Raw genomic sequence first — 24,992 nt, forward strand, 5'->3', positions numbered from 1 at the left:
AGAGCCAATTTATAGTCACAAATGATAACATGCTGTAACCTGCCCCTAAAAAGTACTTAATTTAGCTAAGCACTTATTTAAGAAATAGTTAAGGGCACAGTTTTTGCTTACAAATAAAACTTTACAGTGCTTGCCATTTAATTGGCGAATACATATAACAATAACTAATAAAATAAAGAAGTAGTCACACTGTTTTGGCTTTAAATAGCCCGCTAGTATACCTACTTTTTTAGATAGACGGTGATGGTTTTATAAATGGCTGAAGACATTCTGCTTAAATATGAAAGCCTAGTTGATGAACTAAAGGCACATTTAGGCACTCCCCAGTTCGATAAACTGTTTAAATCAAAGACAGCTAGCTTAACAAAGCCAGAGCAGTTTTTGATCAAAATGGAAATGTCGCGCTTATCTCAGCCTGTAGCTCGCTTTATTGATTTACGTGGTCAAGTAACCGGCCAAGTGAAACCTTACGAATATGACGGCAAGCAACACTTTATGGACGATACCGCCATTGAAGTGTTTGAAGATGCCATAAAACGCCACGGTGGTTACACGCTTGCCGTTTACGAAGCGGTGATGAACACTGAAAATAATCACCGAGTAATGCAAAAAAAGGCTGCAGAACAAGCTTTAACCAACGATAGTACAGCTGCAGAGCAGCCAGCCAAGGTCATTAAATTTGCATCTTACGAGAGTCGCCGCGAAGAGCGGATGAACTATTCAATTAAAATCACCGTTGAGCTTGATAAAGACCGCAAAGTTGCTGCATCAACCTCAGATATTTCTTTAAGCGGTGCCAAAATTAAGCTGGGGCCTCGTTACTCAGTTAAAAAAGGTCAATTAATTGGTTTACGTCTGGTTGGCCTAGAGCAAGACTTCGAACTGGGCCTAAAAAACGGTATTCAATACGAAGTGGTTGCGGTAGAAAAGGTCTCTCGTGAATACAATCATGTACGCTTAAAACGCACCTTTATTGAGAATAATGAAAAATTTGATGAGTTTTTAGAAAGCTTTATCCACGGCAACAAACGCCGCTATAAAGTTAATTTAGACAATACGCTAGATGCTGTTGTCTCAAAAGGCTACGAGCAATACTATATTCCACGCGTTACCTCGTTTTATGCTTTTTTAAGCTTACAAGGCGACAAACTTTACCCTAGCCTTGCATTAACCACTGAGAATAATATTTTTATTCAGCGCTATTTTTGTGATGAACGTAAGTTGTCATGTTTATACAGTATTATTAATCAGCAGCGTTTGGGTCACTTACTTAGCTCACCTGATGCAGTAAAAGAAGAATACCTTTATACTTTCACGCATACGGCTGCGGGCAAAATTTATTATTATTCCGCTACAAAAACTGAGCTTGAAAGCCAACCACACCTAAGAGATTTATTCCTCGGGTTTGGCAGCCAAAAAGACAGCTGGCAGTGCTTTAAGCTACAGTTGATGCCAAGCCATCCGGAAGACTCTTACATTCCATTGTCACTGCCAAGCAGTGCTGGCAAAAATATCGAAAAACTAAATAAACCACCTACACCACGAGTGCAGGGGTTGATCAAAGATGTTAAATATCTACTAATTTTAACTTCGGTTGGTACAAAGTTTGAACAACGAACATATCAACAACTTGATTACAGTAAAGATGCAGTAAACCAGCTCAAGCTTTTCGGTCACAGTAAGCACAAAACGCCCCCTCATTTAGAGCCTGTGGCGCTCGAATATGTAAACCTTAGAGCTCATAAACGCTACTTATACAAAACAGCTGTCAGCATTGAACACCATGAGCAAACTATTACAGGGCATACCCGAGACTTATCAGTGATGGGATTGCAAATTGAATGCGACCAACCAGTTGAGTTCAAAAAAGGCGATATCATTAAGTTAAACTTGCCTGATTTGCAAAAAATTACCAAAAAGCATGATTTGACGAATCTTGCCTATGAAGTGATGGCTGTGAGTAAATCACTGACAACAGTAAACTTAAAAGTCCATCGGATTGGTGACCTACCACATATGGCAATTAAGTTTTTCACTGTTTTAATCGATAACAACAAAGACAAATTACGTGTCTGCGAAGAAACGCCTAAGATTCCGGGGTTATCGACCGCACTCAGAAACATGGTGACCAAAAGTGTATGCCAATTTCCGTTTTATTTACATAAAGAAGCAGCTCACTTTAAAGCTGGCGCAATTGGTCAAGGTTTATATCCAAGCCCACTACATGTGTTACTGCAAAACTTTGCGTTATTAAATGAGACGACCAGCATCGATGGTTTCTTATCGACGGATCAAATTACAGAGGTGATCACCCCGTTAATAAAAGATCGTAGTCGCCAAGATCCGCCATTACCATTTACTTTATTTTTACGCTTTGATCCGCGCCAAGCCGAAATTAGCGATGCAATTACTAGTCGCTGTATCAGTGAAGATGACTACAAACCACAAACTTTATTTGTGAAAAAAGCGCTGAAAAACGATTTAGTATTTGTGTTTCGTTTATATGTTTCACGTACTGGTCGACCTGATATTGATTACTTAGCGAATGAGCTTAAATATATTAGTCAGTACGCATTGCACAAAGCAAAAGATTTAGAAGAAGCGCTGTGGGCAGTAGCTGGTGTAGGTGATTTAATTGATATAACCGAAGAAGCGCTTACCCATTTTGATATTGACCAAAAGCTGATCACGGAAATGAGTAAACGCAAAGCGACTTGGTTAAAGCGAGTAATCTAACGGTAGAGAGAGTAAGTAAGCAACTTGCAGTAATGAGCCTTCATTAATTGCAGTTTGTGCTTGCTCAACTACTTTAGGTTTACCATGCACAGCAACGCCAAGCCCTGCCGCAGCCATCATTTTCAAATCGTTAGCACCATCACCCATGGCAACTGTTTGACGATTATTTAAAGTCAGCTTTTGTTCGATTCGTTTAAGTACACGAGCCTTTTCTTCAGCATCAACAATAGTGCCAATGACTTTACCCGTTAAGCGATTATCTTTGAATTCAAGAGTATTGGCATGCACCTCATCTAAACCAAGCAGTGACTGCACTTGCTCTGCAAAAGGCACAAAGCCACCTGATGCGATTGCTAAATGCCAGTTATGCGCTTTTAGGTATTGGCATAATTCACTCACGCCCGGCATAAGCGGTAAACGCGCTTTTAAGCCGTCAATTAAATCTACATCGATGCCCTCAAGCTTCGCGACACGCTGCTTTAAGCTTTGTGCAAAGTCGAGCTGCCCGGCCATAGCTTGCGCGGTTACAGCGGCAACTTCGTCATACACATCGGCAAGGCGCGCAATTTCGTCGATACACTCAATAGTAATGGCTGTTGAGTCCATATCCATTAGTAATAAACCTGGCTCATTCACTGTCGGTGGATTAGTTAGTTGCACCAGTTGAATACCTAACTGTTTGGCAAACTCAACTAATACGAGTGGGCTCAGTAAAATTGTAGCATCGCTATGAAAGCTCCATGCCACAGGTATATCTGTAATTGGTTGATAACAACAAAGCGATAAATTACTTAACCCATGTGACGCTAAAAAATCACTAATAGTAAGCAGTTTCTCTGCATTAAGCTCATTACCAAAGGCAACACTAAACACGCCTTGGTTTGCTTTTGGCGTAAAGTCTGTTGTAATAAGGTGTTTGTTTTCAATTTTATACCAACAATTTAGACTGATTTGTTCTGCTAAATTTGCTGAAGGTGTAGCAGCTAAGCTAAGCTGTGACATAGTGGCTCCACATTAGACTTATGTCTGTCCTTGGTCGTGCATTTGGCACTCGCACACAAGGGGCTGTTAAAGTTATCATGTTGTACCATCAAAATTAAAAGCTGTCAGTAACGTATACGGTGACTATGAAAAATAACCAACTTAAAATTCCCTTTTCAGCCACTTATCGCCAGCGCTTTGTGCGCTTGAGTTTGGCTACAGCCTGCTTTGTGCTGTTAAGTTGGGTTGCCATGAATAGTAGCTTCCAAAGTCACCAATTACTTTACGATAGTGCTGATAGCACAGCAATAAGCTTAACCAAGTTTATGGCACTAAATGCAAAGACCCCACTGCAAGAGAAAAACAAACCAGAGTTAAATGAACTATGTAATCATATTGCTGAAGATGAGTATGTGTTAGCTGCAACTATTTACGATCAACAAGGAATTCAACTTGCTGCCAGCGATAATTGGCAAAGTCATCACACATTTGGTTTATTACCAGACTCAACACCTGGTATCAGTAAACTCAAAACGCCATTTGTTGAGCCGGTGATAAGTGATGATGAAAGACCTATTGGTTTTGTATCAATTACCTATTTAACACAGGCTTCCATTGCGACCAGCCACAGTAGTTTTCATGATTTAGGTCGCCAAGTGTTATTAATGTTAGTGATCACCTGTATTTTTACTTGGCAGCTAGGTCGCGGGTTAAAACTCTGGCAAATCAACCGTTACATCAAAAAAAGCGCAGAGCAAGAATCGTAAAGTTCAGCAGCGAGTTGCTGCTGTGCATCACCTGTCACGCCTTTGAGCTCACATAAATGAGCGAATACGTTGCGCACTTTAAGTGGCGTATTAACCTGCCCCTGAAAGCCTGCCAGCGGCATTGACGGCGAGTCGGTTTCTAACACTAAATGCTGTGGCTCAATTGAGCTTATAACTTTACGAGTTTTAGCAGCTCGCGGGTAACTGATAACGCCCCCCACTCCGAGCTTAAAATTTTGTTTTATATAACTTTGAGCTTGTTGTTCAGAGCCTGAAAAGGCATGGATAACACCACCATACTTTGGTTTACAGCGTTTAAATGAGCGAGTAATCAAATCATGGCTTTGTCTGTGATGAACAATCAGTGGTAAAGCGAGTTGGTTGGCAAGCTCTATCTGCCCTTCAAAAAGCCATGTTTGTTTATCGAGGTTGTCGATACTACGATCAAGCCCGCACTCGCCGATGGCAATAAATTTTCCTAAATGGGCTTTTGCTAACTGCTCTAACTCAGCAAGGTGATGATCTTGGTGATCAGATAAAAAATAAGGGTGTAGACCTAAAGCAACTGAGATACTAGGCTCTGATTTAGCAAAAGAAAAAAGTGCTGTAGATTGTGCCAAGCTCACACCCGGCACAATAAAATGTTCGATCCCTACTTGCTTACACTCTTTGATGAGCTCTGAACGAGTCTCATCAAACTCACTAAAATCAAGATGGCAGTGAGAATCGATGAAGTGCATTTACGGATTTAAACGACCAAACAGCCAACTGCCATCGGCATGGCGTTGATACATAAACCGGTCATGTAAGCGGTGTGCACCACCTTGCCAAAACTCAATTTTAGTAGGCTCAACGCAATAGCCCCCCCAAAAATCAGGCAATGGAATTTCACCATCAGAAAACTTTTGCTTCATTTTCGCAAATGTTTCCATTAATACCTTACGTGATGACACTGGACGGCTTTGCTGAGATGCCCAAGCTGCTAATTGGCTTTCTTTTGGACGCGATAAAAAGTACTTAGCCACAGCGGTTGTTGGTAATGGTTTTGCCTCACCATACACAATGACTTGTCGCTCCATATGATGCCAAGGAAAGTGCAAGGAAATTTTGTTATTACCTTTAAGTTCTTGCGCCTTGCGCGAGCCAGTATTAGTAAAAAACACAAAGCCATTTTCATCAAGATGCTTTAACAGCACGATACGCTGTGAAGGCTGGCCATGTTCATCAACCGTAGCAACCACCATCGCCGTAGGATCAGGTAAGTTAGTTGCAACAGCTTGTTCTAGCCATTTTTCAAACTGCTTAATTGGAGACGCATCAAGCATGTCTTCAGATAAACCATCCTGTAAATATTCACGGCGAATATCTTCAAGTTTCATAAAATTCCCTCTACGCTATCGGCTAAAGATTAATCAAGGTTATTGAGCTATCAATTTTGTTGGGTTTCGCTGCGCTCTACCCAACCTACGAAGCTATGAGCTCTTAAACGTTCTGCAAGTGTAGGAGTGCTTTCAAAGCGAACTACACGAGGCAGAGTTCACCTAAGTAGTTTAGCCTAAGACAAGGCGGAAAACCGACTTATCCCTATGAGCATACGTGTTTTGTATGTGATTAGGGTCAGTCGGTTTGACAACGCAGTATTAGGTTAAAATACGACGGTGATTACATTTGCTCCATTACTTCGATACCTAAAAGATCCAACCCTGATTTCAGGGTCTTCGCAACCAAATTACATAACACTAAACGGCTGTCACGTACATTTGGCTCTACGCCTTCTTTTAGGACTGGGCACGCCTCATAGAACGTCATGTATAGGCTTGCTAGTTCATATAGGTATCCACATAATACGTGCGGTGTTGCTTCGCTGATCATTAGATCAAGTACTTCTTCTAATTGTAGAAGTTTAAGTGCGAGTGCTTTTTCTTGTGGCTCGTTGATTGCAACGTCTGCTGTTAATGACGCAGCATCAATACCTGATTTACGGAAGATACTGCGAACGCGGGTGTATGCGTATTGAAGATAAGGCGCTGTAGCACCTTCAAAGCTCAGCATACTATCCCAGTTGAAGATATAGTCGCTAGTGCGGTGTTTAGAAAGATCCGCATATTTCACTGCGCCAATACCGACTTTACGGGCTATTTCGCTACGCTCTTCGTCGCTTAAGTCTGACTCACGCTCAGCAAGTTTAGCTGCAGCACGAGTGATTGACTCTTCTAGCAAGTCTGCAAGTTTAACTGTACCGCCAGTACGAGTTTTGAATGGCTTACCGTCGGCCCCCATCATGGTACCAAATGGGCAGAATTCATAACTTGTTTCATCACGTAATAAACCAGCTTTACGTGCTGTTAGCTCAACTTGATTGAAGTGCAAGCTTTGACGCGCATCAACGAAGATTAGGATACGATCCGCACCCAGTTTGTTTGAACGGTAATCACAGGCTGCTAGGTCAGTTGTGGCATATAAGAAACCACCACCTGATTTCTGTACGATAAATACTGAAGGCTCACCGTCTTTATTAGCAAGCTCATCTAAGAACACCACTTGTGCACCATTAGATTCAACCGCAATTTCTTTGCCTTTTAATAGCGCAATAATGTTTGCAAGTTCACTGTTATAAGCACTTTCAGCCATGATGTCATCGGATGTAAGCGTTACGTTTAGACGCTTATAAACTTCTTCAGAATGCTTCACAGAAGTCGCTATGAATAGCTTCCATAGTTTTTCACAGTGTGCGTCGCCACCTTGTAATTTAACAACGTAATCACGCGCTTTATCAGCAAAACCTTCTTCATCATCAAAGCGTTTTTTCGCATCACGATAGAAGGTCTCTAAATCAGCTAGTGCAACTTTGTCTAGATCAACACCTTGATTGATTTGATCTTCCAAGTGCGCGATTAACATACCAAACTGAGTACCCCAGTCACCCATGTGGTTTTGACGGATAACTTCATCGCCACGGAACTCAAGGGCACGAACAACCGCATCACCAATGATAGTCGAACGTAAATGACCTACATGCATTTCTTTAGCAAGGTTAGGTGATGAGTAATCAACAACCACTTTTTGCGCCGTTGCATGCGGTGCAACAGCCAGCTTTTCATCTTCATTTGCCGCTTTTAAGCTAGCTGATAAAAACGCAGGCTTTAAGTGAATATTGATAAAACCAGGGCCTGCAATTTCAGTTTTTTCTGCGATATCAGCAAGATCTAGGTTATCGATAATTTTTTGTGCTAGCTCACGCGGGTTCGATTTTAGTTTTTTTGCAGCCCCCATCGCGCCATTGATTTGGTAATCACCAAATTGCGGGCGTGTGCTTTGCGTTACCGCTGGGTTTGTGTCTTCTGGTAACCCTGCTGCAACCATCGCAGCAATTGCTTTTTCGATTAAAAGAGTACGAATATTCATTGTAATTTTTACCTTTATGGCCCGTAGTACGGGCCCTTAAATTTGAAGCAGTCTTAGCGTATTAGTTTTCGCGCGTGTGGTTAAACTTAATATCTGGATAGCGTTCCATCGACAAGTTTAGGTTTACACGGCTTGGCGCGATATAAGTAAGGTTATCGCCACCATCAAGCGCTAAGTTGCTTTCGCACTTACGCTTAAACTCTTCAAGCTTTTTGTTATCGTCTGAGCTTACCCAACGTGCAGTATTAACACTGACACCTTCGTAAATCGCATCAACGTTGTATTCTGCTTTTAAGCGAGCAACAACCACATCAAACTGTAGTACACCTACCGCACCAACGATAAGGTCGTTATTTATAAGCGGTCTAAATACTTGCACAGCACCTTCTTCAGATAACTGAACTAAGCCTTTTAGCAATTGCTTTTGTTTTAATGGATCTTTTAAGCGAATACGGCGGAATAATTCTGGTGCGAAGTTAGGAATACCACCAAACTTCATTTTTTCACCTTGCGTAAAAGTATCACCAATTTGAATTGTACCGTGGTTGTGTAAACCAATGATGTCACCCGCATAAGCATCTTGCGCTCGCTCACGGTCACCTGCCATGAAGGTTACCGCATCAGAAATACTCACTTGCTTACCAATACGCACATGGTTCATCTTCATACCTTGGCTGTATTTGCCCGATACAATTCGCATAAAGGCAATACGGTCACGGTGTTTAGGGTCCATGTTTGCTTGAATTTTAAATACGAAGCCAGAGAAGTTATCTTCAGTTGCCGCTACTTGGCGGTCTTCTGTTTCACGAGGTAGTGGCGCCGGAGCCCATTCAGTTAAGCCATCAAGAACATGGTCAACACCAAAGTTACCAAGTGCCGTACCAAAATACACAGGCGATAGCTCACCCGCTAAGAACAGATCTAAATCAAATTCGTGTGATGCACCAATCACAAGCTCTAGCTCTTCACGAAGCTGCTCCGCAAGTTCGCTACCAATTGCATCATCAAGTTCTGGGTTATCTAAACCTTTAATAACACGTACTTCTTGAATCGTGTGACCTTGGCCTGTGCTATACAAAATCGTTTCTTCACGATGAATGTGATACACACCTTTGAATTCTTTACCACACCCAATCGGCCAAGTAACAGGCGCACAGGCGATGTTAAGCTCAGTCTCAACTTCGTCTAATAACTCCATTGGGTCACGAATATCACGGTCACACTTATTCATGAAAGTTACGATAGGTGTAGTACGTAAGCGTGTTACTTCCATTAATTTACGAGTACGATCCTCAACACCTTTCGCCGCGTCGATTACCATTAGACACGAGTCAACCGCAGTCAATGTACGATAGGTATCTTCAGAGAAGTCTTCGTGTCCTGGAGTATCAAGTAAGTTAACTAGACGCTCATTGTAAGGAAATTGCATAACAGACGTGGTTACCGAGATACCACGTTCTTTTTCCATTTCCATCCAGTCTGATTTTGCGTGCTGGTTTGAGCCACGACCCTTTACGGTACCCGCTTTTTGAATAGCTTGTCCGAATAACAGAACTTTTTCTGTAATGGTGGTTTTACCCGCATCCGGGTGCGAGATGATCGCAAAGGTGCGTCGTTTATTAATTTCGGTAGTTAAATTAGACATGTAAGCTGCTTTTAGTCATAACAAAGCGCACTTGGCTGCCCTATAAATTATAAAGCTCGGTGCGCACTGTAAAAATAAAATAGAATTGCCGACTATTATACCTTGTTTGTCTTAGCCAAAAAAGCAACGATTGTAAGTAATTATTCACCATAGGCTGGGTATATGGGTTGTTCACTTTTTTGCTAAGCTTGTGTAATCAAGTTGTAACGCATACTATTGATAAATTGCACGGAGGGATATCAATTTAGGTCATGAAAACCAGTAAGCTCAGTATTCGATTATTATGGTATATCACACCTTTAGTGATCTTACCTTTGTTGTTTTTAGGTGGCTTTACGTTAACCAATGTGACCAATTCAACAAAAAAACAAGCAGAGCTTATTGTCAGTCGCTTTGTTGAGCAACAGCAACAAAAAATCTTCAATTACATTGACTCATTTCATTCGATTACCCGGTTACTTTCGACTTCTCCAGTATTGGCGGACTTTTTAGCCCGTGAACCCGAATCAAAAAACCAATACATTGAACGCCTTGGCGAGTTAATGAATGTATTTGCAAGTTATTCAGAAGCTTACCCTGATATAGTCAGCATTAACTATGTTGCCCCAGACGGCAAAAGTGATGCATTTTATTCAAGCCAATTAACCCCTGCGCCTAAAAGCTACCCGTTTTTTGATCAAGTACTGCAATCAAATTTGCGCCAGCAGCAATTTATGATCCCCAAAGAAGATGGCTCCACCAGTTTGTACTTTGTGCACCCTATTTACAATATCGATTACTACTTAAAACAGCCGCAACAGTTAGGATTTATTGTTGTACATGTAGAACCATCGATATTAAATGCCAGCATTTTAGAAGCGCCTTTTAATAACACCCTAAATTTGTTTTTGACAACTAAAGGACAAATTTTATTTAGCTCAGACTATGACTTACGGGGCAGCTACTTAAGTGAATACGAGCTTGAACAAATTAAGCATTTGGCCGATTACGGAAAACTAGCCAGCATTGAGCTTTCGAGTATCGATAAAGAAGAGCGTATCATCTATGCGGTGCAAATGACCGACGGCGATTACTTCATCTCGACCACCCCCAAAGATTTACTGTATCAGTCAGGTAAAGCCATCAGTTTAATTACTGCGTTAATTGTAATTATCTCTGTGATTTCACTACCTATTCTTATTTACATTGTGGTGCGTAATTTACTACTCACCCCAGTCGAGTTATTAGGCGCTGCAAGCCATCGCGTTGGTGATGGTGATTTATCTGTATATTTGCCTGCCCATACAAACGATGAAGTAGGCGTACTTTTTAACGACTTTAACCACATGGTGAACCAAATTCGTCATTACCAAGACGAACTCGAAGAATATAAACATCACCTAGAAGAAAAGGTTGAAAGCCGTACTAAAGCGCTCGAAGCAATGAATAGCAAGCTAGAAGTGGCAATCGCGCAAGCCGAACAAGCCAACCAACTAAAAAGCCGCTTTTTAGCAAATATGAGTCATGAAATTCGCACCCCACTTACCGCAATTATGGGTTTTACAGAGCAACTTCTGCACAACAAAGATGCGGTGAATGATGAACAACATTTAAGCACCATTTTACGTAACTCTAAGCACTTGCTTGAGCTCATCAATAACATTCTTGATTTATCAAAAATTGAAGCTGAAAAACTCGCTGTTGAGCGTGGGCCATGTAATGTAGTGCAGCTTATTCATGATATTGATTCGATTATTCGCCCACTGGCTAATGAGAAGCAACTGGCGTTTAATATCAACTACAAGCTACCAATCCCCAAAACCATTAATAGCGATACCACACGTTTAAAACAAATCTTGATCAATATTGCCAGTAATGCGGTTAAATTCACTGAGAAAGGCAGTATCTCGATTGATATTAGCTACAACAGCGAAAAACAAAATTTACAATTTGCGATTCAAGACACAGGTATTGGTATGTCAGAGCGCGAAGTTGAACGGGTATTTAAACCGTTTGAACAAGCTGATGCGACGACAACTCGCCGCTTTGGTGGTACAGGTCTTGGCTTGTGTATTTCGAAGAACTTAGCCCAGTTATTGGGTGGTGATGTGCAACTTATCAGTGAACCTGGAAACGGCAGTTGTTTTACTGTGCAAGTTGCAGCTCACTTAAATGCCGAGCAGCTTAAGTATGAGGCCTTTATTCATAACTATGAGCAGCTCTCGCCGAGTAAAGACGTACAGCTTTCATTCGCTGCTAATAGCTTTGATGCCAATATACTGGTGGCCGAAGATAACCCAGATAACCAGTTGCTGATCAAACTACTGTTACAAACTTGGGGACTTGAGCCTGACATCGCAAAAAATGGTGCTGAAGCGGTAGAAATGGCATTGGTTAATGATTATCAGTTGATCATCATGGATATGCAGATGCCTGTAATGGGCGGCTTAGAAGCGACGCAAATGTTACGTCATGCAGCCTACGATGGACCTATTATCGCGCTTACAGCCAATGTGATGAAAACCGATGTCGATACTTACATAGAAGCGGGCTGTGATGAAGCCCTTGCAAAACCAATCGATAAAGACGCATTAGAGCAAGTTCTCGTAAGCTACTTACACATTGAAAAAGATAGCCAAAACAAATGGGAAAATTTACTGAAAAGTGAAAAATTCCAACAAATTAACGACAACTATCGTTCAAAGCTGCCTGATTACTTAAGCCAGGTCGTGCAGTTGTATCGCACTAAAGAGTGGGAAGCGCTGCGCTCAGTAGCGCATAGCCTAAAAGGCAGTGCTGGGTGTTTTAGTTTTGAAGCAATTCATAAGACCGCTGGACAACTTGAAAATGCCTTACGTAGTAATCAAACTGAACAAATCGAGCAATGCTACAACGCGCTTATAAGCGCCCTTGAAGAGGCATCTTAAAGGCTAAAGCTCATGCCCATTAAAATAGCGTCTTCATTCCCTGTTGCGGTTGGGTAGTAGTTCTTGCGCACTGACATATGTGAAAAGCCAGCACTTTCGTACAAGCCAATAGCAGGTGCATTAGACTCACGCACTTCTAAGAAGAGGTTTTCAGCTTGGTGCTGTTCACCATGCTCAATAAAAGCATTTAACAACTGCTTAGCAATGCCCTGCCCTTGGTGCTTTGGCGCAACACAAATATCCATCAGGGTGTAATCTGGGCCCGCTTGCTCACCGATATAAAAACCTAGCATATCATCGCCATGAAAAGCAGCCAGGTTAAAGTAACGGCCCGCTAAACACGACAGCATGGTTTTCTCTGTCCACGGGTGACTATGGCACGCATTTTCAATAGCCATTAACTGGCTGATATAAGTTGCATCTACAGATTTAAAGCTTATCAAGTTGTTCACCGATTAAAGACCAAAGTTGTTTTTTCTGTTTACTATTAAGCTTATCGCTCGGTAAACCCAAGCACCCCTCTTGCCAGCTAATACTTGTTGTTTTAACGATTTCAGTAATAACTAACGGCGCAAATGCTTTTTCGAGGTCTTGGTGAAACTGTAACGGTAGCGTGAGTGTTTCTTGTTGAGTATTTGACATCTCTTCGCTAGAAACGTCAGGCACAGTTCGATAGTGTTGATTCAACTCTAAAGATTGTACAGAGAATATCGCAGCGTAACTTGGATTCATAACGACTCAATCATGATTAGGAGCAAGTAATATAGGGAGATTTGCGATTAAAGTAAAGAAGGAAGAAATGGCAGGGGCGGAGAGATTCGAACTCCCAACCGTCGGTTTTGGAGACCGCTGTTCTACCAATTGGAACTACGCCCCTGCAATGACGACGAATTATATAGAGCTTTTTTCAAAGGTAAAGTAAAAAAACACAGTTTTTAGTTTAACTGCTTTTTAAATAAACAAAACGGCGAATTAGCAAGCTAATCCGCCGTTTTTGAACCAATTCAGGTCAGAATAATAAAATTATTCCCACTCAATTGTTGCCGGTGGCTTACCTGAAATATCGTAAACAACACGTGAGATACCATCGATTTCGTTGATGATACGGTTTGAAACCACACCTAAGAATTCATAAGGTAAGTGTGACCAACGTGCCGTCATAAAGTCGATTGTCTCTACACAACGTAGTGATACAACCCAGTCGTATTTACGTGCATCACCCATTACACCTACCGATTTAACTGGTAAGAATACAGTGAATGCTTGGCTTACTTTATGGTATAGCTCAGCTTTGTGTAGCTCTTCGATGAAGATAGCATCTGCGCGACGTAGTAAATCACAGTACTCTTTCTTGATTTCACCAAGTACACGAACACCTAAACCAGGACCCGGGAATGGGTGACGGTAAAGCATGTCGTAAGGTAGGCCAAGCTCAAGACCAATTTTACGTACTTCATCTTTAAATAGCTCACGTAATGGCTCAACAAGACCCATTTTCATGTCGTCAGGTAAACCACCTACGTTGTGGTGAGACTTGATTACATGTGCTTTACCTGTTGCTGATGCAGCAGATTCGATTACGTCTGGGTAGATAGTACCTTGACCTAACCATTTAGCGTTTTTCAGCTTTTTAGCTTGCTCGTCGAATACTTTAATGAACGTATGACCAATCGCTTTACGCTTATCTTCAGGGTCAGACTTACCTGCTAAGTCTGCTAAGAATTGATCTTCAGCATCCACTTTAACAATGTTTAGGCCAAACTTGTTGCCAAACATGTCCATAACTTGCTGACCTTCGTTTAAACGAAGAAGACCGTTATCAACGAATACACATGTTAGCTTGTCGCCAATTGCACGGTGAATAAGCATAGCTACAACAGATGAATCAACACCACCTGATAAACCTAAGATAACTTCGTCATCACCTACCGTTTCTTTAATACGCTCAATAGCATCGTCGATGATTTTAGCGGGTGTCCATAGCTTTTCACAGCCACAGATATCAATCGCGAAGCGCTCTAGTAAGCGTAAACCTTGGTGAGTATGAGTTACTTCTGGGTGGAACTGTACGCCGTAAAAACGTTTTTCTTCCCAAGACATTGCAGCATGCGGACACGTTGATGTTTTAGCAGTTGTTTTGAAAGTCTCTGGTACTTCCATCACTTTATCGCCGTGGCTCATCCAAACGTCTAGTACGCCTGCACCGCCGTCAGTAATGTGGTCTTCGATAGCATCGAATAACGCACAGTTACCTACTTTTTCAACTTGCGCATAACCAAACTCTTTCTTATCAGAGCTGTGTACGCTACCACCTAGTTGCGTTGCCATTGTTTGCATGCCGTAACAGATACCAAGTACTGGAACGCCTGCGTTAAATACATACTCAGGAGCACGTGGGCTGTTTTCAAGTGTTGTAGACTCAGGACCACCCGACAAAATAATACCTTGTGGATTAAATTCGCGGATTTGCTCTTCAGTTACATCCCATGCCCATAGCTCACAGTAAACACCAATCTCACGTATACGACGTGCGATTAACTGTGTGTATTGCGAACCAAAATCTAAAATGAGAATTCGTGAATCGTGAATGTCTTTGCTCATGGAGTATCTCGTTAGTCAGGAACTGCTCTCCCAAAGGGAGATGATCAATAAATTAGGGCTAGCAAATGCTAGCCCATGTAATTTCAATACCTTAAGGTAATTAACCTAAGCGGTAGTTTGGCGCTTCTTTGGTAATTTGCACGTCGTGAACGTGTGACTCACCCATACCAGCTGAAGTAACGCGAACAAATTGAGGTTTAGTGTTTAACTCTTCAATTGTTGCACAGCCTGTTAAGCCCATTGCACTGCGAAGACCACCCACTTGTTGGTGAATGATTGTCGCGATAGGACCTTTATAAGCAACACGGCCTTCGATACCTTCAGGAACAAGCTTGTCTGCTTCGTTCGATTTTTGGAAGTAACGGTCTGATGAACCTTCTTTTTGGTCCATAGCACCAAGGCTACCCATACCGCGGTATGATTTGTAGTAACGGCCTTGATATAGCTCGACTTCACCCGGTGCTTCTTCAGTACCAGCTAACATTGAACCAACCATTACACATGATGCGCCCGCAACAAGTGCTTTTACGATGTCACCAGAGAAACGAATACCACCGTCAGCAATAACAGGAATATCACGGCCTTTTAAGCCTTCAACTGCGTCAGAAATAGCAGTAATTTGTGGAACACCACAACCTGTTACGATACGAGTAGTACAAATAGAACCAGGACCGATACCTACTTTAACAGCATCAACACCTGCATCAGCAAGGGCAATCGCGCCTTCAGCTGTTGCAACGTTACCCGCTACGATTTGTAAATCAGGGTATGCTTGACGTGTTTGTGCAACACGGTCGATAACACCTTGAGAGTGACCATGTGATGTATCGATAAGTAGTACATCAACACCTGCTTCAACAAGCGCTGCGATACGCTCATCGGTACCCGCGCCAACACCAACAGCTGCACCTACACGTAGACGACCTTGCTCGTCTTTACATGCATGCGGCTTGTCTTGTGCTTTTTGATAATCTTTTACAGTGATCATGCCTTTAAGTTTAAATGCATCATCAACTACGAGAATTTTTTCGATACGGTGCTCGTGCATTAGACCTAAGATTTCATCACGGTCTGCACCTTCTTTAACAGTCACTAACGATTCTTTTTTCGTCATTACTGTAGAAACAGGTTGCTCAAGCTTAGTTTCAAAACGCATATCACGGCTTGTAACAATACCAACAAGGTTATTGTCAGCGTCAGTTACAGGGAAACCTGAAAAACCTTTGTCTTCTGAAAGCGCGATAGCATCAGCAATTGTAAGATCCGCAGTCACAGTAACAGGGAAAGAAACAATGCCCGCTTCGTAAGTTTTTACTTTACGAACGTTTTTAGCTTGCTCTTCGATTGTCATGTTCTTGTGGATGAAACCTAAACCGCCCTCTTGCGCTAAAGCAATCGCTAAGCGTGCTTCTGTTACAGTATCCATAGATGCTGAAACTAACGGCAAGTTAAGATTGATACCACGCGTTAAGCGAGTTGAAATATTTGCCGTGTGTGGCAAAACAGTAGAATGACCTGGTACTAAAAGTACGTCGTCAAAGGTAAGAGCTTCTTTAGCGATTCTTAGCATAGTGCAACTTCTCACATGTGGATCTGAGTATAAGGAATTGCGGCCAAATTTTATCAGCGTTGTGAGCACGAGTAAATAAAATTATTCATTTATTTGTGTTAAAGTACACACAGAATTTTTTACTGGGGTTATTAATGGCTTTTACGCACTCAACACAGCCTGTTTACACGGTCTCGCGCCTAAATAAGGAAATTCGCCATGTTTTAGAACAAGGCTTCTCATCGCTTATCTTAAATGGTGAAATTTCTAACTTTATAGCCCCTGCATCTGGACACTGGTACTTCACTCTAAAAGACGACCGAGCACAGGTAAAAGCGGCGATGTGGCGCGGCAATAATCGCGGCCAAACTTTTCGCCCAAGCAATGGTGCACAAGTAACTGTGCGCGCCCGCGTATCCTTGTATGAACCCCGTGGTGATTATCAGCTGATTGTTGAGCACATGGCCCCTGCTGGTGAAGGTTTATTAAAACAAGAGTTTGATGCGCTTAAAATGCGCTTAGCTGCCGAAGGCCTATTTAGCTCAGCTCACAAAAAACCATTACCAACCAATATCAATCGTATTGGGGTGATTACCTCAGCCACTGGGGCAGCTATTCGCGATATTCTTACCGTACTAAAACGCCGTGCTCCGCAGCTTGAAGTCGTGATTTATCCAGCGATGGTACAAGGCGCAGATGCCCACAGCCAATTAATAGAAAAAATAAGCATCGCCAATCAGCGTAATGAAGTGGATGTACTTATATTAGGTCGCGGTGGTGGTTCACTCGAAGATTTGTGGTGCTTTAACCATGAGCAATTGGCTCGCGCCATTTTCGCAAGTCACTTACCAATCGTTAGTGCCGTTGGTCACGAAGTCGATACCACAATAAGTGACTATGTAGCCGATATTCGTGCCGCAACCCCTTCGGCTGCTGCTGAGCTAGTTAGCCCAAACACGGAAGAGCTACATAATAAAGTTACGCAGTTAGTTAGGCACTTAAATCATGCTTTTAAACATTCCTTGGCAGTAAAGCGCAGTACTGCAACACAATTTGAGCATCGCTTACAACTTTGCCATCCACGTAATCAACTAAATCAGCAAGCGCAAAAATTAGATGAGCTTAGTTTAGCCTTGCATGGTGCAATGAATAACAAAATTCAGCGATATGAGCGAGTACTTGCTAACTTAACACCACGCTTGATGCAACGTTCACCTGAAAATCAGCTCGCAAAAAGCGAGCATCAGCTCGCGCAACTACACGCCCGACTGAGACAAACGATGCAACAGCAACTTTCAAGTTCACGCAATCAGCTTTCTTTGCAAGCGAGCCGCTTAGATTCTGTAAGCCCACTCAGTGTATTAGCTCGTGGTTATAGCATTACCAAGAACCAGCAAGGCAAAGTGGTGAAATCAGTTAACGATGTAAGTTCAGGAGAGTTTATAACCACCGAACTTACCGATGGTCAGTTGCACTCGAAGGTCGTTTAACTTTACTCGGTACTAGCGATAACGGTTAGACTGCCATCACTCGAAGTGCTGGAAGTAAACTTAAACTGCTTCCACCAGCTTTGTTCCATCATTTTATCGCCTAAATCACGCCAATAACGGCTTGGTAAGTCATCTACACCCTCTGGTTGCAGTAGCTTAAACTGACAAACGGAGCTTTTGCACGTTGCGATTTTTAGCTCTGGTTGTACAGGTAAATCTGCCATGATTAAAAAATCGCTCATCGCAGTTTCAACTTGGTAAGCCCACGCTTCATCACGAGATTGCTCTTCTAACAAGGTATAAAGTTCTTCAAGATGTGAATCAATTTGCTGCGGGGGAATTGCACTTGAACGGTAGTTAGCAATCACAGCTTGTTGGCTTTCAACTTGTAGCTTTAGCTCAGCAATTTGTTGTTCAAGCTCACTTTTGCTAAGAGTTTCTGGTACGTCAGCTTTAGGTGCAGCGATTTTTTTAGCATTCACAGGGACTACCGACTTGGTTTGCTGTGGCGCCTCAACAGTTTGCGCTTCAATAAATTCTTGCTGGTGAGTTTGAGTCTGTTCTAGTGGATTAGACTGAAAGAGTGACATAGCAAGAGCGCCACAAAAAAATGACGCTATAACAGCTAACCCGAAGGATAATTTAGACAATTCCATTGCTCTTTATTGATGTAAAACTACAACATAGCACTGGTGTGTGAGGCATTACTAGCGGTAGTTGTGCCATCATCTAAAAAGTTTTGGTTCATGCTTTCGGCTGGACAGGGGCAGCTCGGTTTGCCGACCACTTTAGCAGGTACCCCAACCACAGTTGTGTGTGCAGGAACTGGACTTAACACCACTGAATTAGCACCAATACGCGCCCCCTCACCGACTTCGATGTTACCTAGTACTTTAGCACCTGCGCCAATCAATACACCGGCACGTATTTTAGGGTGGCGATCACCTTGTTCATTACCTGTACCACCTAAGGTTACAGATTGTAGAATCGAAACGTTATCTTCGATAACTGCAGTTTCACCAATTACAATCCCAGTTGCATGGTCAAACATAATACCATGACCAACTTTACAAGCAGGATGGATGTCAACGCCAAATACTTCTGAGGTTCTGCTCTGAATGAAACGAGCAAGCTCTTTTCGGTTTTGTTGCCATAAGCAATTTGCGAGTCGGTGTGCTTGTATTGCATGGAAGCCTTTAAGGTTCAAGATAACAGTTAAGTAACTATCGGCCGCAGGGTCGCGATCTTTAACTGCTTTTATGTCATGAGCCACATGTGTCAGCATGAGGTCACATTTAACAAAGGCTTGATCGAATAATTCACGGATAGTAAATGCTGATACCACCGCATCTGAGAGTTTATTCGCGACAATAAAGCTAAGCGCCGAACCTAAGCATTCATGATTTAACACACACGAATAAACGTGACTTGCTAAAAGCGGTTCACGGGAAACGACTTCGTTTGCTTCATCTCGAAGCTTTTGCCAAATTTCATGACGCATAATATTGCCTTTCTGGTTGTACCTAACTGCTAAGCCTTTAGTTTAACGGATTTGTAGCAAGATGTACTAACCCGTTATTTATTTGTTCTGGTTATATGTAATAACCAGAGTATCAAACCTTATTTTTGATCATTTGCAGGTGTTTTTAAATCAATCTCATATGACAGCTGCAAACTCTAATGACAGGCACGCGGTTTAATTAAAGTACTTATTTTTCAACAACAAAACAGATATGACATCTTATCTGTCATATGCCAAAATAGGAACTGGCGTATTACTGACGGCGTAAAAAACAAAAATAATCATTAAATTTACATCATCAACTTAACAAGGAAACGATGATGAAAAACGACGTACTAAACTCACACAAATTAGGTTATAAGTTCTACTTTCAAGATGGTGATAATCAAATCGCATGCTTTGGTCACATCATGAGTGGTAAAGAAAAAATATATGTAAACGATGAATTGGTTAGTGAAAAGCGCAGCTTCGGTTTTAAAAGTCACCACGACTTTAATTACCAAGAGAATGCTTATGCAGTCGAATTTGAGATGCAAAATATACTAACAGGTAAGCTTGAATGTTCGTTTTACAAAGCAGGTAAATTAGTTCAACAGAGTACACAGACTTCACTTACAGATAACCCAAAGCAAGTGGCTATGGTTACCTTAGGGTGTTTTATTGGTGGAGCAATTTTTGGTTTTGCCCTAATCACGTTAATTGAACCGTTCATTGGGAAGTAAGTAATGCAACTGAACCCTAATACAATTAAAGCATTGAGGCTTAAATTCGAGTGGACGCAGCAACAACTGGCCGATGCCTGTGATGTAAGCCTACGAACCATTCAACGAGTTGAAAAAGAAGGCGCTGCGTCAAAAGAAACTACCATGAGCTTATGCGCAGTGTTTGAAGTACGCCAAGGTGAACTCATCAAGCTCGATGACGAATCAACTAATGACAGCAAAGCACACGCAGTGAGTAAGCAAAACCTAGCTGTAATCGTAGCGACTTCTTCGTTTATTAGTTTCGCCCTTGGTATGGCAACAGTATTTGTTATTTTTTAGGAGTGAAATATGACCAAAGAACAACGCGGCTATGCCACACTTATCGGCTTTGTAATAGTAACCATGCTATTTGCGCTAGGTGTTAAAATTGGTTCTATACTTTAGCATTTCCTGATGCTTTACTTAGAGACTTAGGTCAACTGTCAGAACTGAACTTAAAATGCAGTACTGACAGCTGTTAACTACATGAGCTAAATAGGAGCTTTACACTACCCCTTCAGGACTCTAGCAAAACACTTTTATGAAAGCTTTAAGCGTAGCTTAGAGGAAAATTCGCCATTTATTGCTAACCTTAAATAACTAAGCACTGGCTAGGTTATAAAGTGGTTGAATCAAAAGAGTTTCTAAAGTTAATACTCGATACTATCTCTGAGCATATTGTGGTGATTAATGACTCGGGGGATATCACATTTGTAAATCGCAGCTGGCTATCATTCGGCGATGAGAATGGATGCGAGTGTAACACTCAGTGGGAAAGTCAAAACTATCTAGCTATTTGTAGATCAGCTGCGGCCCATGGCGATGAGTTTGGTGAAAAGGCCTACACCGGAATAAACCAAGTTATCAATCAGCAGCTCGCAGAGTTTTACTTGGAATATCCTTGTCATAGTGATACTGAAAGCCGCTGGTTTATGATGCGCGCAGTACCTTTAAAACTTGGCAAAACAGATTATGTTGTGATCAGCCACTTAAATATTACTGAACGTAAACTTGCCGAGCAGCAAGTTCGAGAGCTTGCTCGTATCGATGGTCTAACGCAAGTTGCTAACCGACGTCATTTTGATGATTTTTATTCGCAAGAATGGAGTCGCTGTGCACGCTTAAAACATCCCTTATCCATAGCGATGGTCGATCTTGATAACTTTAAGTCTCTTAACGATAACCTTGGTCATCTAGTTGGTGATAATTGCTTAAAAGAAGTGGCAAAACTATTGTCTGAATTTACTCGCAGGCCCAGTGACTTGTGCGCAAGATACGGCGGTGAAGAATTTGTTCTAGTACTTGGTAATACGCAAAGCCATAATGCTCAATTACTCGTAACACGTTTTATGACAAAACTTGCTACGCTAAAGTTGGCTGAACTGGCTGGCTACCCATTAACAGTAAGTGTCGGGTTAGCCACGCTATATCCTAGTAGTTGTGATGATGCCATGTTACTCATTGAAATGGCTGATAGCGCGCTTTATCAAGCAAAAGAAGCTGGCCGAAATCAACTTGTAGTTGCTGATAACATCGAGCCATTAAGCATAGAAAAATGCCCCTAAATAGGGGCATTGATTAGTTAATTAGTAATTATTGAAATACTTTTTCGACATCAAGTACTTTAATATTTTTCGCTGGTATTGCAAGTTTATAGTCTGCAATCACTTTATCTTCAGCAACAAGTTCTGCCGGTTTTTCAGCGTTATACACCATAGGTGATGTTTGCTCTGATGCTAAACGTTTTTGCATATCTTTGCCGTCACCGGTAATAAATACATAGTGAATATTCTCAGTTTGCAGGTTATCGCGAATAACGCGGTTAACATCATCAAGGGTTAGCTTTTCAAGCTTGCCGCGCACATAGTCTACAAAGCTCTCTGTGTTATAGAACTCACTATCAAGTGCATAGCCTAATTGACGATCTTGGCTTGCAACCATTTGCGGCACAAAGTTAATTAAGAAATTACGAGTCGCTTCAAAATCTTCCTTACTAATGCCATTTTTAATTAGCTTATCAAGCTCAAATAATGCCGTACGTGTTGCAAAGTGAGCATCGTTATTAGAACGCAGCGGGCGTAACCATACTTGGAAAATTTGCTCTGAACGACCTAAGTTAGCATCTGGTTTTGTTTGGAACATACCACGTGGGAAGTATTCGATGTATGCATAGTCGCCGTAGTTCATACCACGGGTTTGACGAATGCGTTGATATAAGAAGCTGTTTGAACTGCGGTGTTCACCAAAATAAGAGCGAACTAACCAAAGGGCTGTCCAATCATCGCTGCTACGAATTGTATCAATTGGGAAACCAAAGGACACTGCGGTAGATTGCGCTGATTTCTCAACAATAGTCGCATGATGACCTTTAAGTACTGGCGCATCAGGGATCATTAAACGGCTTTCTTTACCTTGTGGAAGTTGGGTTAAATCTTTCATCATTGTCGATTTAACATCACTTGGGATAGCACCAATTAGACCCACTGTTAGTTTAGATTGTGTAAACTGGCTATTATAAAACGCTTTGACGTCATCAAGTGTCAATGCTTCAAGATCTGATATGTCACCGTAGTTATAACTTTCGTAAGGATGACCTTTATAAAGCTGATGATAAAGCACTTCTTTACCTAGTTCCTCATCATTTGACGCTTTAAGGCCCGCTTTAATGCTATCTATAAGCTCTTTTTTCAGACGCTTGAAATCATCTTCTCTAAAGCCAGGGTTTAACAATTGATCGCTAACAAGCGCATACCATTTCGCAGCATTATCTTTGTGTACTCGACCACGAAGTGAAATCATCTCTTTATCAAGTTGATAACCAAAGCTTCCCGCCAAAGGATATAAGGCTTTCTTAATATCTTTATAGCTCATTGATTCTGAACCACCTTGCGCTAGCATCGCGGCTGTTAGCGCCGCTAAACCTTTTTTGCCTTGTGGATCAGCTGCCGCACCGGTATTGAATAACCAGTTTACATCAACCAGTGGTGAACTATTTGTTTTATCAAGTACTTTAAAATGACGTTCTGTTGGTGCTTGCTCGATACTTGCCACCGCTGCATTTAAATCAACTTCCTGCTCAAAACCAGTTACTTTATCAAGCGCCGACATTGTCACAGTGGTACGGCTTGAATCAACAAAATACTTGTTTGCTACTGCTTTGATATCTTCTGGAGTGATGCTATCAGCAGTGGCGTAAAGTTGGTTAATAACTTCAGGGTCGCGCTCAAAGTGCATGTAGCTTGCAAGCGTTGAGGCTATTGATTGCGATGAATCAAGACCATTGATAAAGCTGTATTTTAAGTTAGATTTTAAATCAGCTAACTTTTGCGCATCAACTAACTCAGTACGTGCTTGTGCATAAGTACGGTTAATCGCATCACGGGCTTTAGCAAGATCAGCTTCGTTTTCTACTTTTACAAAAACATGTAATAAACCGGGGTCTTTAGTATCTGGGTTATAGGTAAACATTTGACTGGCAATTTGTTTATCAACAACAAGTTCTTGATAAAGTGCCGAGTTATTTGAGAAATAAAGCTGCGAAATCAAATCAAGCGCAGCACGGTCTTTTTGAGTTGGATCCCATGCTGTGCCTTTGTAAGACACTAGTAACCAATGACCCGGTAAACCATCATATTTTTCATGAACGTACTTAGGTGCTTGTTGTTTCGGTTCAGTTGGAATGTCGGCTTGGTAATCACCTTTTTTCCAGTTACCCCAATGCTTTTTCACCATTGCCATAGTTTCTTGTGGATCAACATCACCAACAATGACTAAAGAGACATACTCAGGCTTATAAAACTTAGCGAAAAACTCTTTACCATATGCCATTTGATCAGGCATGGCTTCGATGTCTTCAAAAAAGCCCATCGTGGTGTGTTTATATGTGTGCTTCTCGAATGCTTCGTTACGAACGGCAGAAAGTAACTTACGAATTGGGCTAGCATTATTCTTTAAATATTCACCTTTTACAGTCAGTGCTTCAGTACGGAACTGCTCTTCGCTGTAAGTCAGGTTTTGGAAAATATCAGCTTCGATTTCGAGTACTTTATCTAAGTGCTCTTTTGAGAAATTTAAGTGATAGTTAGTGTAATCGTTGGTCGTATACGCGCGATTATCAACACCTGAGTTCTTTAAAATATCTGAATAGACATCTTGCGGGAATTTTTCAGAGCCTTTAAACATCATGTGCTCAAAGAAGTGTGCAAAACCGGTTTTACCTGCTTCAACCTCATTACGCGAACCAACCGATACCGGAATTTGCAGTGATACGACGTCTGGGTAGTCGGTTTTCACTACCATTACGCGAAGGCCGTTCTCAAGCTCTTCTAATAGGTAATCTTGGCTAAATACACGGTTATCATCTTGGCTTACTTGCTGCTCAATTTCGACTTCTTTAACCATATTTGACTGTGAGTTACTTGCGCAGCCACTCAGCGCAAGTGTTACAGCAAAACTGGTTGCTAATAATCTAAATTTCATAATGTTCCCTTGTTAGTTATTTTTCTCATAATGATTGCAGCCTGATTATGCATCAAAGCGCCAGAAAATATGAGGGTCAGGGCAATAATTTATGTAAACAGGTGTGTCAATTTCGTAGAACACCTCACATTCAACTTGAGTAAAATTCATAGTCATTGAAAAACTTTC

At 41.6% G+C, this 24,992-nt stretch carries 19 protein-coding genes and 1 tRNA gene; 7 read left to right on the forward strand and 13 right to left on the reverse strand.

The genetic code is table 11. The annotated features are described in order from the left end of the window. Positions 1-255: 255 nt before the first annotated feature. Positions 256-2,736, forward strand: coding sequence for a PilZ domain-containing protein (locus J8Z25_RS12755; RefSeq protein WP_250661159.1), 2,481 nt, complete (start codon positions 256-258; stop codon positions 2,734-2,736). Here J8Z25_RS12755 and serB read toward each other — a convergent pair. Then, positions 2,719-3,738 (reverse strand): phosphoserine phosphatase SerB, encoded by a 1,020-nt coding sequence (gene serB / locus J8Z25_RS12760; protein ID WP_250661160.1) that lies wholly within the window; start codon positions 3,736-3,738, stop codon positions 2,719-2,721. The two genes, J8Z25_RS12755 and serB, sit on opposite strands and share 18 nt — an antisense overlap. A 125-nt stretch (positions 3,739-3,863) precedes the next feature. Between serB and J8Z25_RS12765 the strand changes: the two genes are divergently transcribed. Continuing rightward, positions 3,864-4,484, forward strand: coding sequence for an AhpA/YtjB family protein (locus J8Z25_RS12765; protein WP_239976542.1), 621 nt, complete (start codon positions 3,864-3,866; stop codon positions 4,482-4,484). Here J8Z25_RS12765 and J8Z25_RS12770 read toward each other — a convergent pair. The 4 genes from J8Z25_RS12770 to prfC all read right to left on the reverse strand — a co-directional run bounded on the left by J8Z25_RS12770 (position 4,451) and on the right by prfC (position 9,534). Beyond that, a complete protein-coding gene (locus J8Z25_RS12770) occupies positions 4,451-5,224 on the reverse strand; it encodes a TatD family hydrolase (RefSeq protein WP_130050778.1) in 774 nt (257 codons plus the stop codon). The genes J8Z25_RS12765 and J8Z25_RS12770 overlap by 34 nt on opposite strands. Beyond that, the gene (pdxH, locus tag J8Z25_RS12775) at positions 5,225-5,863 is read right to left on the reverse strand and encodes a pyridoxamine 5'-phosphate oxidase (RefSeq protein ID WP_130050777.1); all 639 of its coding nucleotides are present in this window, start codon (positions 5,861-5,863) and stop codon (positions 5,225-5,227) included. A gap of 283 nt (positions 5,864-6,146) precedes the next feature. Continuing rightward, positions 6,147-7,889: an arginine--tRNA ligase gene (gene argS, locus J8Z25_RS12780; protein WP_130050776.1), complete on the reverse strand. Its 1,743-nt coding sequence runs from the start codon at positions 7,887-7,889 to the stop codon at positions 6,147-6,149. A gap of 61 nt (positions 7,890-7,950) precedes the next feature. After that, the gene (gene prfC / locus J8Z25_RS12785; protein WP_178927336.1) at positions 7,951-9,534 is read right to left on the reverse strand and encodes a peptide chain release factor 3; all 1,584 of its coding nucleotides are present in this window, start codon (positions 9,532-9,534) and stop codon (positions 7,951-7,953) included. Positions 9,535-9,785: 251 nt separating this feature from the next. Here prfC and J8Z25_RS12790 point away from each other — a divergent pair, with 251 nt between their 5' ends. After that, a complete protein-coding gene (locus tag J8Z25_RS12790) occupies positions 9,786-12,440 on the forward strand; it encodes a hybrid sensor histidine kinase/response regulator (RefSeq protein ID WP_130050774.1) in 2,655 nt (884 codons plus the stop codon). Here the strand turns inward: J8Z25_RS12790 and rimI are convergent. The 5 genes from rimI to guaB all read right to left on the reverse strand — a co-directional run bounded on the left by rimI (position 12,437) and on the right by guaB (position 16,611). Then, positions 12,437-12,883, reverse strand: coding sequence for a ribosomal protein S18-alanine N-acetyltransferase (gene rimI, locus J8Z25_RS12795; RefSeq protein WP_175580473.1), 447 nt, complete (start codon positions 12,881-12,883; stop codon positions 12,437-12,439). The two genes, J8Z25_RS12790 and rimI, sit on opposite strands and share 4 nt — an antisense overlap. Next, on the reverse strand, positions 12,870-13,172 hold the full coding sequence (locus J8Z25_RS12800) for a hypothetical protein (protein WP_130050773.1): 303 nt from the start codon (positions 13,170-13,172) through the stop codon (positions 12,870-12,872). Before J8Z25_RS12800 ends, rimI begins: the two co-directional genes overlap by 14 nt. Before the next feature lie 68 nt (positions 13,173-13,240). Next, positions 13,241-13,317, reverse strand: a tRNA-Trp gene (locus J8Z25_RS12805). A gap of 146 nt (positions 13,318-13,463) precedes the next feature. After that, positions 13,464-15,041 (reverse strand): glutamine-hydrolyzing GMP synthase, encoded by a 1,578-nt coding sequence (gene guaA, locus J8Z25_RS12810; RefSeq protein WP_130050772.1) that lies wholly within the window; start codon positions 15,039-15,041, stop codon positions 13,464-13,466. Positions 15,042-15,141: 100 nt separating this feature from the next. Further along, on the reverse strand, positions 15,142-16,611 hold the full coding sequence (gene guaB / locus J8Z25_RS12815) for an IMP dehydrogenase (RefSeq protein WP_054551225.1): 1,470 nt from the start codon (positions 16,609-16,611) through the stop codon (positions 15,142-15,144). Positions 16,612-16,745: 134 nt separating this feature from the next. Here guaB and xseA point away from each other — a divergent pair, with 134 nt between their 5' ends. Continuing rightward, entirely contained in the window at positions 16,746-18,080 is a 1,335-nt protein-coding gene (gene xseA, locus J8Z25_RS12820; RefSeq protein WP_178927337.1) for an exodeoxyribonuclease VII large subunit, read from the forward strand. 2 nt (positions 18,081-18,082) lie between these two features. On the opposite strand, the gene J8Z25_RS12825 is transcribed toward xseA, so the two are convergent. Together J8Z25_RS12825 and cysE are read right to left on the reverse strand one after the other, a co-directional pair. Then, positions 18,083-18,670 carry a hypothetical protein gene (locus J8Z25_RS12825; protein WP_239976539.1) on the reverse strand — a complete coding sequence of 196 codons (588 nt, stop codon included), beginning with the start codon at positions 18,668-18,670 and terminating at the stop codon, positions 18,083-18,085. 86 nt (positions 18,671-18,756) lie between these two features. Then, complete coding sequence (cysE, locus tag J8Z25_RS12830) at positions 18,757-19,581, reverse strand: serine O-acetyltransferase (protein WP_167658768.1); 825 nt, start codon at positions 19,579-19,581, stop codon at positions 18,757-18,759. Between the two features lie 338 nt (positions 19,582-19,919). Here cysE and J8Z25_RS12835 point away from each other — a divergent pair, with 338 nt between their 5' ends. The 3 genes from J8Z25_RS12835 to J8Z25_RS12845 all read left to right on the forward strand — a co-directional run bounded on the left by J8Z25_RS12835 (position 19,920) and on the right by J8Z25_RS12845 (position 21,910). Beyond that, positions 19,920-20,324 (forward strand): hypothetical protein, encoded by a 405-nt coding sequence (locus tag J8Z25_RS12835; protein ID WP_130050768.1) that lies wholly within the window; start codon positions 19,920-19,922, stop codon positions 20,322-20,324. A gap of 3 nt (positions 20,325-20,327) precedes the next feature. Continuing rightward, the gene (locus J8Z25_RS12840) at positions 20,328-20,645 is read left to right on the forward strand and encodes a helix-turn-helix transcriptional regulator (RefSeq protein WP_130050767.1); all 318 of its coding nucleotides are present in this window, start codon (positions 20,328-20,330) and stop codon (positions 20,643-20,645) included. Positions 20,646-20,968: 323 nt separating this feature from the next. Beyond that, entirely contained in the window at positions 20,969-21,910 is a 942-nt protein-coding gene (locus J8Z25_RS12845; protein ID WP_130050766.1) for a sensor domain-containing diguanylate cyclase, read from the forward strand. 28 nt (positions 21,911-21,938) lie between these two features. Here J8Z25_RS12845 and J8Z25_RS12850 read toward each other — a convergent pair whose 3' ends face one another. Continuing rightward, positions 21,939-24,824: a M16 family metallopeptidase gene (locus tag J8Z25_RS12850; protein WP_130050765.1), complete on the reverse strand. Its 2,886-nt coding sequence runs from the start codon at positions 24,822-24,824 to the stop codon at positions 21,939-21,941. Between the last annotated feature and the right edge of the window lie 168 nt (positions 24,825-24,992).

It is taken from the genome of Pseudoalteromonas sp. SCSIO 43101 (assembly GCF_023650775.1).
Classification (GTDB): domain Bacteria; phylum Pseudomonadota; class Gammaproteobacteria; order Enterobacterales; family Alteromonadaceae; genus Pseudoalteromonas; species Pseudoalteromonas apostichopi.

Coding starts and splice junctions, on each gene's coding strand:
- J8Z25_RS12755 (WP_250661159.1), top strand. CDS start 256: ATGGCTGAAGACATTCTGCTTAAATATGAAAGCCTAGTTGATGAACTA.
- serB (WP_250661160.1), bottom strand. CDS start 3,738: ATGTCACAGCTTAGCTTAGCTGCTACACCTTCAGCAAATTTAGCAGAA.
- J8Z25_RS12765 (WP_239976542.1), top strand. CDS start 3,864: ATGAAAAATAACCAACTTAAAATTCCCTTTTCAGCCACTTATCGCCAG.
- J8Z25_RS12770 (WP_130050778.1), bottom strand. CDS start 5,224: ATGCACTTCATCGATTCTCACTGCCATCTTGATTTTAGTGAGTTTGAT.
- pdxH (WP_130050777.1), bottom strand. CDS start 5,863: ATGAAACTTGAAGATATTCGCCGTGAATATTTACAGGATGGTTTATCT.
- argS (WP_130050776.1), bottom strand. CDS start 7,889: ATGAATATTCGTACTCTTTTAATCGAAAAAGCAATTGCTGCGATGGTT.
- prfC (WP_178927336.1), bottom strand. CDS start 9,534: ATGTCTAATTTAACTACCGAAATTAATAAACGACGCACCTTTGCGATC.
- J8Z25_RS12790 (WP_130050774.1), top strand. CDS start 9,786: ATGAAAACCAGTAAGCTCAGTATTCGATTATTATGGTATATCACACCT.
- J8Z25_RS12800 (WP_130050773.1), bottom strand. CDS start 13,172: ATGAATCCAAGTTACGCTGCGATATTCTCTGTACAATCTTTAGAGTTG.
- guaA (WP_130050772.1), bottom strand. CDS start 15,041: ATGAGCAAAGACATTCACGATTCACGAATTCTCATTTTAGATTTTGGT.
- guaB (WP_054551225.1), bottom strand. CDS start 16,611: ATGCTAAGAATCGCTAAAGAAGCTCTTACCTTTGACGACGTACTTTTA.
- xseA (WP_178927337.1), top strand. CDS start 16,746: ATGGCTTTTACGCACTCAACACAGCCTGTTTACACGGTCTCGCGCCTA.
- J8Z25_RS12825 (WP_239976539.1), bottom strand. CDS start 18,670: ATGTCACTCTTTCAGTCTAATCCACTAGAACAGACTCAAACTCACCAG.
- cysE (WP_167658768.1), bottom strand. CDS start 19,581: ATGCGTCATGAAATTTGGCAAAAGCTTCGAGATGAAGCAAACGAAGTC.
- J8Z25_RS12835 (WP_130050768.1), top strand. CDS start 19,920: ATGATGAAAAACGACGTACTAAACTCACACAAATTAGGTTATAAGTTC.
- J8Z25_RS12840 (WP_130050767.1), top strand. CDS start 20,328: ATGCAACTGAACCCTAATACAATTAAAGCATTGAGGCTTAAATTCGAG.
- J8Z25_RS12850 (WP_130050765.1), bottom strand. CDS start 24,824: ATGAAATTTAGATTATTAGCAACCAGTTTTGCTGTAACACTTGCGCTG.